Raw genomic sequence first — 14,043 nt, forward strand, 5'->3', positions numbered from 1 at the left:
CAAAACAAAAAGCCGCAGATGAACCATCTGCGGCTTTTGTGTTTCTTAAAACGTTAGTTTACCGGTTGATCAGCAGCCGTTTGATAACTTGCTGGCCATCGGTTTTCATCTGAACGAAGTGGATGCCAATGCTCCCGCCAGACAGGTCGACGGTTTGTTGCTGCCGTTGACCATTGCCCACCACTTCCTGCTGCCACGCGGTTCGGCCCAGTACGTCGACCACCTGCAACTGACCTTTCTGCTGGCTGGCTAGTCGGTAGCTGATTACGAATCGTCCGGTGCTCGGGTTGGGGGTCACGGTCAGATCCGTGCTCAACTCTGCATTGGGGGCGGCTTCGCGGCCACCGTTGGGGCAGGTCAGGGTTTTGGGCGACCACTTCAGGGTGTATCCGCTGTTGTTGGGCACACGACCAACGATCACGTGGGGCTGACCATCTTTGAGCGAAGCCGGAACCGTAAAAGCGTAGCCGTGGGCGCCGTTGCCTTTGCCGGCATCTTTCAAATCCTGACGATAATTACCCGCATCGGTTTTACCAATCACCGTTGTGCCATCCAAAAATTCGACGGTAATCACGGCGTTGGGCTTGTCACGGTCCCAGATCCAACCTTGAATGGCATCACAATTAACCACATCCAGATACCCTTCGTAATTGCCCGGACCCGTAACGCCGGTTGTCGGATTAGGGTCAACGGGGGTCCCTGTGTCGGAAACGGTCAGGATCAGGGACTTTGCAACCGGATTACTCTTGCCATCGGTCGCCGAGTAGGTCAGGTTGAAGCTGCCCTGGGTTGTGGGCGTTCCGGAGAGCACCCGGGTGCCGGCGTTGAAGCTCAAGCCCGCCGGTAGTCCCGTCAGCGTATAGGTCAGCGCATCGTTGTTAGCATCGGTGAAGGCCGGTAGAGCCGCCGAGGTGTAGGCAACATTGATCGTAGCCGTCAGGTTAGCTACGGTGGGCGCTACGGGCGGCTGGTTCGTCGGTGGGGTACCAGTACCCGCACAGTTGATAATCTTCGGCGCCCATTTCAGAACAAACTCCGACCCCTGAACCCGGGCCCAGATCGTGTGATTCTGTCCATCCTTGAGACTTTCCGGAATCGGGAAGTCGTACCAGTGCACACCGTTGCCCTTGCCCGCATCCAGCAGGTGTTGTTTGAAGACATCCGCAGCAATGGTTCCAATGGGCTTTCCAGCGGCAATGGATGGCCCCTCGAAAAACTCAATGGCCACTACGCTATTCACACTGGTGCGATCAAACGCCCAACCCGACAGCGTGTTGCAGTTGACCTCCTGGGTCAGATACCCGTCGAAGTTTGCGGCCGGGGCAAGACCGCCCGTAGCTACGTTGAGGGTGAGTGTCAGGTCGGTTTTGGCTTGGCCATCGCTGGCGGAATACACCAGCGAGAAGCTGCCCGAAGCCGTGAGCGTGCCTGAAATCACCCGGGTGCTGGCATTGAACGACAAGCCCGCGGGCAGGCCCGTCAGCGTGTAGGTCAACGCATCGTTGTTGGCATCGGTGAAGACCGGCAAAGCCGCTGAGGTGTAGGCGACGTTGACGGTGGCCGACAAGGCTGCCACCGTGGGGGCCACGGGGGGTTGGTTGGTCGGTGGCGTGTCGGTCTCGTTAACCGTCAGCGTGAAGCTGGTCGATACGGGGTTGCTCTTGCCATCGGTGGCCGAATAGGTGAGCGTTGTGTTTGCTTTGGCCGTGGGCGTGCCCGAGATTACCCGGGTGCTGGCGTTGAAGGACAAGCCCGCGGGCAGGCCCGTCAGCGTGTAGGTCAGCGCATCGTTGTTAGCATCGGTGAAGGCCGGTAGAGCTGCCGAGGTGTAGGCAACATTGACGGTGGCTGAGAGGTTGGCCACGGTGGGGGCTGTGGGGGGCTGGTTCGCCGGCGTGCCCGATCCCTGACAGGTCAGAGTTTTGGGTGCCCACATCAGTACGTAGGTTGAGCCTTCCACACGGGCCCAAATGGTGTGTGCCTGATTGTCCTTGATACTTTCGGGAGTAGCGAAGCTGTAGCCGTGCACACCGTTGCCTTTGCCCGCATTAACCAGGTCGGTTCGGAAAATATTCGCCAGGTTCGTGCCAATCGGAGTGGCGGTAGCAACCGTAGCACCTTCCAGGAATTCAACACTCAACGGCGTATTGGGTTTGTCGCGATCCCAAACCCACCCCGAAATCGTAGTACAGGTCACCTGATCCAGGTAGCCTTCAAAGTTGCCGGTCACTACAACTCCACCCGTAGCTACGTTGAGCGTGAGGGTCAGGTCGGTTTTGGCTTGGCCATCGCTGGCAGAATACACCAGCGGGAAGCTGCCCGAAGCCGTGGGCGTGCCCGAAATCACCCGGGTGCTGGCGTTGAAGCTTAAACCTGCTGGCAGGCCCGTCAGCGTGTAGGTCAACGCATCGTTGTTGGCATCGGTGAAGACCGGTAAAGCCGCTGAGGTGTAGGCGACGTTGACGGTGGCCGACAAGGCTGCCACCGTGGGGGCCACGGGGGGTTGGTTGGTCGGTGGCGTGTCGGTCTCGTTAACCGTCAGCGTGAAGCTGGTCGATACGGGGTTGCTCTTGCCATCGGTGGCCGAATAGGTGAGCGTTGTGTTTGCTTTGGCCGTGGGCGTGCCCGAGATTACCCGGGTGCTGGCGTTGAAGGACAAGCCCGCGGGCAGGCCCGTCAGCGTGTAGGTCAGCGCATCGTTGTTAGCATCGGTGAAGGCCGGTAGAGCCGCCGAGGTGTAGGCAACATTGACGGTGGCTGAGAGGTTGGCCACGGTGGGGGCTGTGGGGGGCTGGTTTGCCGGCGTGCCCGATCCCTGACAGGTCAGGGTTTTGGGCGCCCACATCAGCACGTAGGTTGAGCCCTCCACGCGGCCCCAGATGGTTTGTTGCTGGTTGTTTTTGATGCTGTTTGGCACCGCAAAACTATATCCGTGCACACCATTGCCTTTGCCCGCGTTGAGCAAGTCCGTTCGGAAAATGTTGGCAACCGTAGTACCCACAACCGTAGCCGATTCAATCGTTGGATTGCTGCCGGTTGCCGCCAGGAATTCAACCGTGTAGGGCGCATTAGGGCTATCGTAGTTGAAAACCCAACCCGAAATTGTAGTGCAATTCACCTGATCCAGGTATCCTTCAAAGTTACCCACAATGACGGTTCCGCCCGTGGCTACGTTGAGCATAACGGTTAAATCGGTCTTGGCTTTGCCGTCATTGGCTGAGTAGGTCAGGTTGAAGCTGCCCGAAGCCGTCGGCGTTCCCGAAATCACCCGGGTGCTGGTATTGAACGACATGCCAGCGGGTAAGCCCGTCAGCGTGTAGGTCAGCGCGTCTTTATCGGCATCGGTGAAGACCGGTAGAGCCGCTGCCGCATAACCAACATTAACGGTGGCCGACAGAGGGGCAACCGTCGGAGCCACGGGCACCCGGTTGGCGGGTGTTTCCAGGTCGTTGATCGTCAGCGTGATTGAGGTTGTAACCGGATCACTTTTGCCATCGGTGGCCGAATAGGTGAGCGTTGTGTTTGCTTTGGCCGTGGGCGTACCCGAGATTACCCGGGTGCTGGCGTTGAAGGACAAACCGGCGGGCAGACCCGTCAGTGTGTAAGTCAGCGCATCGTTGTTGGCATCGGTGAAGACCGGCAGGGCCGCTGAAGTGTAGGCTGCGTTGACGGTGGCCGACAGCGGAGAGACGGTCGGCGCAACCGGCGGTGTATTGGCTGGCGGATTCGCGGCCTCGTTAACCGTCAGTGTAATGGCGGTCGAAACCGGGTTGCTCTTGCCGTCCGTTGCCGAGTAAGCCAGCGTCGAAGTGCCTTTGGCCGTGGGCGTACCCGAAATCACGCGCGTACTGGCGTTGAAGGACAAACCGGCGGGTAAGCCCGTCAGCGTATAGGTCAGCGCATCGTTGTTAGCATCGGTGAAGACCGGCAGGGCTGCCGAGGTATAAGCCGCATTCACCGTCGCGGACAAGGGGGCTACGGTCGGCGCAACCGGCGGTGTATTAGCCGGTGGGGCGGTGGTGGTTTCCGTTGCGGTGTTACTGTTCCCCGAAACATTACCGGTTGGATCGACGGCTCGGATAAAGAAGTAATATTCGGTTCCCGCTGCCAAATTCGTGACGTTGTAGGCCGTCCCGGACGTAACGTCGGCGATTTTGACGTTGTTTTGGTATACTTCATAACCGGCTACACTGACGTTATCCGTTGATGCATTCCAGGTCAGCCGCATGGAGTTTTGGGTAACGTCGGATATGACCAGATTCGTTGGCAGCGTGGGTGGTTGCTGGTCCGAAGCATTGGACACTACGTTGAACGACCGTTCTGCCGGGCGAGCAGGCTGAAAACCGTCACCGCCGTGTTGAGCTGCCCGCACGGTTACTTTCCCCAGGCGTCCGGTCAGGAATACTTTCCCTTCGGCAATGACGGCCGGGCCTTCAATAACGTAGAAAACCACCGGTTTGCCGGACGAGGCCGTGGCCTGGGGCGTAAAAGCGGCTGAATTCGGAGCCCGATCGGCAATGGGGTTGAACGTGATGGTCTGGGTGTTTCCGGCGCAGTTGGGGTAAATGTAGCGCATGGTTTCCGTTTTGAGACCACCCGCATCGGTTACTTCCAGTTTAACCCCGTACCAGAAGGTCAGCGTACCGTCGCAGCCGATGGGCGGGAGCGAGGCTGTTGCGGTTTGGGCGGTGGTGATGAAATCATCGTGCTGGTGGTCGTTGTGAAAGAGCGAAACCGTCCACTTATAACTCAACTGATTGGCGGGCGTCTCATCATTGATAACCGCCGAAAGGTCGATGTTCCGGATCTCGCTCAGGTCCATCTGCTCTTTGTCGTCAACGCTGGTGCTGACAATAACCGGCGCGGCATTGGACGCACTGCTGACGGTGATCGTCTTCTCGGTCTGGTTGGTTTTCCCCTCCGGGTCTGTTACCGTCAGTTTAACGATATAGGTTGTCGAAGTGGAAGTAGTGGTAAAGGTGTGTTCCGGGTTGGCGGCTGTGCTGGTTGTTTTGTCGCCAAAATCCCAAGCGTACGTCAGGGCTTTTCCTTCTGGGTCGTAAGACGTATTGCCCGTAAATTTGACGGTTAACGGACTCGGTCCGTTGTTTTTATCCGACAAAATAATAGCCACCGGAGGGCTTCCGCCCGCACTTCCGCTGTAGGTTACCCGACGAATGCGCTCACCGCCGTTTTCGGGGTAGCGCAGGTAGTACATGTTTTTATCGATCGGGTTGAACGCGATGCATGTTATGTACTGATAAGAAGAACCCCCGTCCAGCAGTTTGGTCAGGGTTGCGGGCTGCGGCTGGTTATCACTGTCAAACGATATTTTGGAAATCCAGCCCCCGTTGAAGTCGCCGAAATAATAGGCGTTTTGGTATTCAGCCGGGTAATTTCCTCCGCCCGGATGCCAGCCTCCGCCAACGGCGCAGTAACCCGGTAGCGCACCGGCCGGCGTGTTTTTTACCTCAGTGATGGTTCCATTGCGGTTAACTTGCCCCGGTCCCGAACGCCAGGAAATTACCGGCTTCGTAAAGGGAATCGACGGCTTATACTGCGTTTTGTTGTAAGGGCGGGTTGACTTAACCTGTCCTTCTTCGAAAGGCCAGCCGTAATTAGCGCCTTTTTTGATGACATTGATTTCTTCCCAGTCCGTTAGCCCCACTTCGCCAACGTACAGCGAACCCGGGTCACCAGCGTTGACGTCGGCGCTCCCCGTGTTGGGGCGCAGCGAGGTCCGGAAAGGCTGCCGAAGCCCCGACGCAAAAATCCGGCTCTTGACCGAGCGGGGGTTGCTGGGGTCATAGCCGGGGTTGCCGGGCAAACCGTTCCCGTTGTCCGGGTTAATCCGAAGGACTTTGCCAGACAGCGAAAAATCTACCTGCGACCGGTAGCTGCCAATGTTTTCCGCGGCCGTCATGAAACCGTTCTGGATGGATTGACTGTGATACGTTTCGGAATAGTTTCCCTCGTCGAAAGCCGGAGCCGCCCCGTCGCCGGTCGGAATCAGCAGGGACCCATCGGCTCCCATCGTAATACCGCCCCCGGCGTGGGAACTGGAGGTCAGGACAATGCAGTCACCCGGGACGCCTTTGCTGGGGTTGTTGGGGTCGGGTGCACCGATCAGAATCTGGCGGCTGTTGGGCTTGATGGAGCGAAAGCCATCGTCTTTGTTGGCTTCATACCGCGTCACCCGTGCGTAGGTGCCCTGGTATTTCACCGGAGCATATCGGATGACGTAATACAGATAAAACCGGCCGTTGTTGAGGAAGTTGTTATCCAAGGCCATGCCCAGCAGACCAAAATCGTCGTACCGACCCACTTCCCCGGATATGTCCAATAAGGTGGATTTCTTCTTTGACTGCGGATCGACCCGAACGACTCGACCGTCAATTGTCCAGATGTACATGGCGCCGTTTTTGTCGAATGCAAATCCAACGGCACCGGATTCGTCGATGTACACTTCTTCCGAAAAACCAGGCTTAAATTGGCTGTGGGCATTCGGTGCAAAACACACGAATAAGGCGAAAAGAAGAGCTAAAACCTTGAGTTTAGTACAGAGATTTACCATAAAATTTACTTTAAGTTGCCACTCGCAGAACCACGCGTCACAAAACAGATGAGGAAAAAGAATAGAAAGAATGGGCTTCAGGTGAAAAACCGGTCGAAAAAAGCGCAACGGCTGTATCTTTATTCGCCAGCTGACCTATTAATAGAGATTCCGGGGGAAAAATAGAAAAAATACAAATGTCCACATGCCTAATGAAAAAGGGACTTATTGAACGGTTAAAAATAATGGGCTGATTATCAGCCGTATGAATGATAAATAGTTCTTTCATTTGTTCAAATTTCTTATTTAAAGGTTACATTAACGCTCAATGGTTTTTTTTCCTAATGCCAAAATTAACATTGGTTTGCGAATCACCGAGAAGCGCTCGGACGGGTTCCACAACCTCGAATCCTGCTTTTATCCAGTCCCTCTAAGCGATCTGCTGGAAATCATGCCGGCTTCCGAGACCTCGTTTACCACGGGCGGTATTGCCATTCCCGGTAACATCGCTACCAACTTGTGTATGCGGGCTTACGAGCGGTTGAAACAAGATTTTGGACTGCCGCCCGTTCGGATTCATTTGCACAAGTTGATCCCAATCGGCGCAGGCTTAGGCGGGGGGTCAGCCGACGCGGCCTTTACGCTGCGGCTTTTAAACGAGCAGTTTGATTTAGGGCTATCCGTAGAGCAATTGGAGGAATACGCCCGGCCTTTGGGGAGCGATTGTGCTTTTTTTATCCAGAATCGACCGATGTACTGTTTTGAAAAAGGAGATCGGTTTGCTGAGATTGACGTGTCATTGAAAGGTTATACCCTTGTGCTGATTTACCCGAATCTGGCTATTTCAACGGCGGAAGCGTACGCGGGCGTCCGGCCCCAACAACCTGCTGCTTCGCTCCGTACGTTGTTGCAGGAACCTCTGGAAAGCTGGAAAGACACCGTTCAGAATGATTTTGAAAAGAGTCTTTTCAGTATGTACCCAATTTTAGATTTTATTAAACAAGAATTATACCATCTGGGCGCTTTGTACGCTAGCATGAGCGGTTCTGGCTCCACCCTCTACGGAATTTTTGCCCAACCCGTGGAGTTGCCGGCTCACTTTGACGCGTATCAGGTCTGGCAGAAAGTACTTTAGGTTATAGTCTCTGGGAAAAGAAAAACCGCAGGTGAATTGCCTGCGGTTTCCTACTTTAGAACCGTTTGTCCGGATTAGCGGTTTAGCAGCAGGCGTCGGGTGACGATTTGCTGGGCGGTCTGCAATTGGATCAGGTAGACCGTCGCGCTCCCGGTGTTTAAATCGACCGTTTCGCTTTCTACACGGCCGGTACCGGTCGCGGCTTTTTGCCAGATCGAGCGGCCGTTCAGATCGATCACCTGCAAATCCGCCCGTTGTCCGGCCCGGACCCGGTATTTGATTTCAACGCGGCCCCGGCTTGGGTTAGGGCTGACACTCAACTCCATGCTAACCTCGGCACTTTCGCTCAGGCCCTGCCGACTGCCACTTGGGCAGGTCAGGGTTTTGGGCGACCATTGCAAAATATAATTGCTGCCCGGTACGCGACCGCTGATCGAGTGGGCCTGGCCATCTCGCAGCGAAGTGGGCACCTCGAAGGCGTAGCCGTGTATACCGTTGCCCTTGCCCGCACTTTGCAGGTCCTGCCGGAAAATAGTGGCGTCGATGCGACCAATGACCGTATTACCGTCAACGAATTCAACGGTAATCGGGGTGTTGGGCCGATCACGATCCCAGATCCAGCCCTGAATGCTGCCGCACTCGACCACATCAAGGTAACCCTCGTAATTGCCCGGACCGTTACCACCGCTGGTGGGAGGTGGCGTGGTGGTGCCGTTGCTGACGGTCAACGTTAGAAAGGTACTAACCGGAGCGTGGCTGGCGTCCTTGGCTGCATACGTCAGCGTAAAGGTACCGCTGTTGGTGGGCGTACCGGCGATTACCCGGGTGCTGGCGTTGAAGGACAAACCCGCGGGCAGGCCCGTCAGCGTGTAGGTCAGGGCATCATTTTCGGCGTCGGTAAAGACCGGCAGGGCGGTGGCTGTGAAACCCACATTCACCGTGGCCGACAACGGTGCGATGCTGGCCGGGGCGATCGGGACTGCATTACCGCCTGGCGGGGGTGTACCGGTACCCGCGCAGTTGATGATCTTCGGCGCCCATTTCAGAACAAACTCTGAGCCCTGAACCCGCGCCCAGATCGTGTGGTTTTGTCCATTCTTGATGCTTTCGGGGATCGGGAAATCAAACCAATGTTCGCCGTTGCCCTTGCCCGCATCTTTCAGGTGTTGCCGGAAGCCGTTGGCCACCATAGAACCCAGCGGGGTACCCGCGTTGATGGAGGGCCCATCGAAGAATTCAATAGTAACCGCCCGGTTGACGCTGGTGCGATCAAAGGCCCAACCCGACAGCGAGTTGCAGTTGGCTTCCTGGGTCAGATAGCCGTCAAAGTTTGCGGCCGGGGCCAGACCGCCCGTGGCTACATTCAGTGTAACGGTCAGATCGGTTTTGGCTTGGCCGTCGCTGGCCGAGTAAGTCAGGTTGAAGCTGCCCGAAGCCGCGGGCGTGCCCGAAATCACCCGGGTGCTGGCGTTGAAGCTTAAACCCGTTGGCAGACCCGTCAGCGTGTAGGTCAGGGCATCGCTGTTGGCATCGGTAAATACCGGCAGGGCTGCTGAGGTATACGCTACGTTCACCGTTGCTGCCAACGCCGAAACCGTCGGGGCTACCGGCGGCTGGTTAGCCGGTGGCGTGGTGGTGCCGTTGCTGACGGTCAACGTTAGAAAGGTACTAACCGGAGCGTGGCTGGCGTCCTTGGCTGCATACGTCAGCGTAAAGGTACCGCTGGCGGTGGGCGTACCGGCGATTACCCGGGTGCTGGCGTTGAAGGACAAACCGGCGGGCAGACCCGTCAGCGTGTAGGTCAGGGCATCATTTTCGGCGTCGGTAAACACCGGCAGGGCGGTGGCTGTGAAACCCACATTCACCGTGGCCGACAACGGTGCCATACTGCCCGGGGCGACCGGGGCCGCGTTAACTGGTGGGTTCCCCGCACCTTCGCACGTCAGTTTTTTGGGCGACCATTTCAGGATATAAGTCGATCCCTGAACTCGCGCCCAGATGGTGTGCTCCTGGTTATTCTTGATGCTTTCGGGCGTGAAGTAGCTGTACCCGTGGGCGCCGTTGCCCTTGCCTGCGTTTTTCAAATCTTGCCGGAAAACATCGGCCACCACAGAACCAATGGACACGGCGGTTTCGATGGTCGCTCCGTCAAGAAACTCGATGGCGATGGGCGTATTGGGCTTGTCGCGATCCCAGATCCAGCCGGAAAGTGTGCTGCAGTTCACCCCGTCCAGATAGCCGTCAAAATTGCCCGTAACCACCGGATTACCGCCACCCGTTGCTACCATCAGGTTGAAACTAGTGCTAACCGGAGCGTGGCTGGCGTCCTTGGCTGCATACGTCAGCGTAAAGGTACCGCTGCTGGTGGGTGTACCGGAGATTACCCGGGTGCTGGCGTTGAAGGACAAACCGGCGGGCAGGCCCGTCAGCGTGTAGGTCAGGACATCATTTTCGGCATCGGTAAACACCGGCAGGGCGCTGGCCGTAAAGCCTACATTCACCGTGGCCGACAACGGTGCCATACTGCCCGGGGCGACCGGTGGCTGATTAACCGGCGTAGTAGCCGGGTTGACAACCAACGGGAAAACCACCGTGCTCCTGGCGCCCGGCTGATCGGTGGCTGCGTAAGTCAGGCTAAACGTACCCGTCACGGTCGGGGTGCCGCTGATGATGCGGTTGCTGGCGTTAAAGCTTAACCCCGCCGGCAGACCCGTCAGCGCATACGTCAGGGCGGTGTTTTCCGGGTCGGTAAAGGCTGCCAGGGGAGCGGAAGTAAAGCTGGCGTTGACCGAAGCCGACAACGAGAAAACGGACGGCGGAACCGGCGGCTGGTTGACCGGTGGGGTTCCCGTACCTTCGCACGTCAGCTTCTTGGGTGACCAGCTCAGGATGTACGTCGATCCGGCTACGCGCCCCCAAATGGTTTGCTCCTGATTGGTTTTAATGCTTTCGGGAACGATGAAGCTATAGCCGTGGGCACCGTTGCCTTTGCCCGCACTTTGCAGATCCTGCCGGAAAACATCGGCTGATACCGTGCCAAATACAGTTGCGGATGCAAGCGTGGAGTTGGGACCGGTGGCGGCTAAAAATTCGACGGTAACCGGGGCATTGGGTTTGTTGCGATCCCACACCCAACCCGAAATAATACCGCAGTTGACCACATCCAGGTAACCTTCAAAATTACCGGTCACCACCGGCCCGCCACCCGTCGCGATGGTTAAAGTTACCGAAAGGTCGGTTTTCAACTGGCCATCGGAAGCGGAGTAAATCAGTGGAAAAGAACCCTGCTGCGTTGGTGTACCCGAAATCACGCGGGTGCTGGCGTTGAAACTCAGTCCGGTCGGCAAGCCCGTTATCGTATACGTCAGCGGATCGCTGTCGGTGAAAGCAGGGAGTTGTGGCGATGTATAAGCGGTGTTTACCGTGGCCGACAACGCCGAAACTGTCGGTGCCACCGGGGGCTGGTTACCCGCCGGAGCTTCCAGCGTTTTGGCCAATACCGTGTTGCTGTTGGCGGATGTGTTCAGGGCGGCATCCCGGGCCACTACGATAAACGAATAGGTGGTGTTGGGCGTCAGACCCGCAACGGCAAAGGTGGTTCCACTGATGAGGTTCGGATTAATTTTAGTACCGCCCTGGTAAACATCGTAGCCCGCGACCCCAACGTTGTCGGTTGCGGCCTTCCAGTTCAGTTGGAGAGAGGTCTGCATAACATTAGACGCTGTCAGTCCCGTGGGGGCGGTGGGCGCCTGCGTATCCGGGGTGCTCGGTACGTTGTTGGTAACCATGAACGACCGTTCAACCGGCTGGGCGTACTTGAACTGCCCGTTGCCGTGCTGGGTAGCCCGAATGGTCACCCGGCCAATGCCGCCCGTCAGTTTTACCTGGCCGTTTTCAATCGTGGCGGGGCCATCAACCGAAAACAGGGTTACCGGCAACCCCGACGAAGCCGAAACCGCCGGCCGGAAAGCCGGAGCTGTGGGCGCTTTGTCCGGGATCGGTTCAAACGAAATGGTTTGCTGCTGCCCCCCGCAACTCAGGTAGATGAATTTCGTGTAACTGGTGGTCAGGCCGTTTCCGTCGGTAACATCCAGCACCATACCGTACCAGTAACTGGCTTCGCCGTCGCAGGTTCCTTCGGTCAGGTTTACCGTGCCGGTGCGACCGTTGATGATCGAGATGGCGTGCCGGTGGTCATTGTGGTACAAGTAAACCGTCCACTGGTATTTCAATTGATCGGCGGGCGTTTGGGCGTCCGTGGCCGACGCATCCAGGTTGATCGTTTGCGGCAGCGAAATCTGATTGTACCCGTCTACGCTGGTCGATTGAATCGTCGGCGGGGTGTTGTTGATCGAGATGGGCGTCTGTACGGTATTGCTCTTTCCCTGGGCGTCCGTCACTTTCAGGGTGACCATGAACGTCCGCGGGCCGTTGGCCGTGAACGTCTTGGCGGGCGGAGTCTGGGTACGGGCAACCGAACTGCCATCGCCAAAGGTCCATTCGTAGGATAAAGCGCTTCCCTCCGGATCGTAGGAATCCTTGGCCGAAAAATTAACCGTCACGGGGCTGTTTCCGAATTCTTTATCTTTCGAAATAACGGCCGTTGGCGGCTGGTTGGTCGTGAAGGCCAGTTGCCGAACCAGTGATTTTTCTCCCAGCGTTACGTAGTACATGTTGCGGTCGTACGGGTTGAAGGCCATGCCCACAATCCGGTCAGAACCTTCGGTGACGGTCATTTTGCTGGCCATTTTAAAGAGGCTGTTCGACTCGGGGTTTTCGTCGTGGCCGAACTTTGCCCCGGCAATCCAGCCGCTACCGTAGTCAGCAAAATAGTAAGTATCCTGAAACTCTTTGGGGTAATTGCCACCCCCACCGTGCCAGGCACCGCCAATGATGCAGTTGCCTTCCAGGGGGCGTTTGTCCGAACTGACCACCGCATTGCCCTGAATAATCTGCGTATTGCGGTTTTCGCGGTACTGAATGCGGGGTTTGATCGGATTGGCGGGTTCGAAAACCCGGGTTTTCCAGTACCCTTCCCGGCCCTTTTCCTGACCTTCATAGTAGGGCCAGCCGAAGTTCTGACCCGGAGCCGATACCACGTCGACTTCCTCCCAGTACGAAAAACCGACATCCCCAACGTACAGAACGCCCGGATTGCCGTTGGCCGGGTTAGCGTCGCCGGTATTCGGACGGACCGAAAGCCGGAATGCCTGCCGGAACCCCAGCGCGTAGATGCGGTTTTGGGCTTCTCTCAGATCGGAGCCGCTGCCGATGTAAAACGGGTTAGACGGGTAACCGTCGCCATTTTCCGGATTGATCCGGAGTACTTTACCACAAAGCGAAAAAAGGGCCTGTGCCTTGTAAGCACCGATGTTTTCCGTTATCCGGCTGGGGCTGTAGGTACCGCAGTTATTGAACGATTCGCCGGGAATGGATTTAAGGATTCCTTTGTCAATGGCTTGTCTGGTCCAGGTCATCGTACCGTTGCAGCCTACGTCGACCTCAATGAAGCTGGACGCGTCGCCCGTTCCCAGCAGGATGCTGCCGTCGGCGCCGGTAGCCAGCCCGCCCCCGGCGTGGGAGGGGGTTACAATGGGAATACCGGTTGATAGGGTTTCGCCAATTAGAATTTTGCGGCTGGCCGGATCGGCTTTATAGTCATTGGCCGGATTGAGGGTATACCGGGTCAGCCGTCCGATGGTCGCTACGTCGTCGGTTGATCTGTTTTTATCGTACCCCGGTTTACCGAAGTTTTCGTAGTAATACATGTCGACCACGTAGTACACGTAGAGCCGGTTGTTGGCCAGAAAGTCTTTGTCCAGCGTCAGGCCCAGTAAACCGTGGTCGCCGTAACCGGCTACTTCGTCCTGAATATCGAGGATCATCGTTGCTTTGGTTTCACCCCGTTTGATGCGGTGGACCAGTCCGTAGCGACCGGCGATGTAGAGGTTGCCGGCATTGTCAAAAATGATACTGGTTGCAGCCTTAAATGTGACCGCCGGGTTGGGTTTAGGATCAACAGCGTTAATGTAGTCTTTGTCTTCCATATTGATGCCCACCTGCCCGAAGCCCAACAGCGACAGGAACATAGCAAGCATCAATACAACACAAAAACGTGAAGTAGAGGAATTGAGCATAGAAAAGAAGAGTTAGTGAAAAAGAAGGCACCTCAGCCGGAAACAACAAGAAATCGGAGAATCTTAATATTTCGGAAATATAGCTAACAAAAATGGGGCAGCAAAACCGGAACTAGTTTTATATTCGTATCCGGTTTGCCACCGTAAACGGTATCATTTTTGGCTTCTGGCCGAATATTCTGTTCGATCGGGATTTACCAAAAAGTTTTGATATCTTG

The 14,043-nt window shown here is 56.5% G+C and carries 3 protein-coding genes; 1 reads left to right on the forward strand and 2 read right to left on the reverse strand.

What is annotated here, in order from left to right:
- Window positions 1-58: 58 nt before the first annotated feature.
- Entirely contained in the window at window positions 59-6,520 is a 6,462-nt protein-coding gene (locus OQ371_RS09260) for a putative Ig domain-containing protein (RefSeq protein WP_265993487.1), read from the reverse strand.
- Between the two features lie 361 nt (window positions 6,521-6,881).
- Here OQ371_RS09260 and ispE point away from each other — a divergent pair, with 361 nt between their 5' ends.
- Complete coding sequence (gene ispE, locus OQ371_RS09265) at window positions 6,882-7,688, forward strand: 4-(cytidine 5'-diphospho)-2-C-methyl-D-erythritol kinase (RefSeq protein ID WP_265993488.1); 807 nt, start codon at window positions 6,882-6,884, stop codon at window positions 7,686-7,688.
- Window positions 7,689-7,762: 74 nt separating this feature from the next.
- On the opposite strand, the gene OQ371_RS09270 is transcribed toward ispE, so the two are convergent.
- Window positions 7,763-13,786 carry a putative Ig domain-containing protein gene (locus OQ371_RS09270; protein WP_265993489.1) on the reverse strand — a complete coding sequence of 2,008 codons (6,024 nt, stop codon included), beginning with the start codon at window positions 13,784-13,786 and terminating at the stop codon, window positions 7,763-7,765.
- Window positions 13,787-14,043 lie beyond the last annotated feature (257 nt).

It is taken from the genome of Larkinella insperata, from assembly GCF_026248825.1.
Lineage (GTDB): Bacteria > Bacteroidota > Bacteroidia > Cytophagales > Spirosomataceae > Larkinella > Larkinella insperata.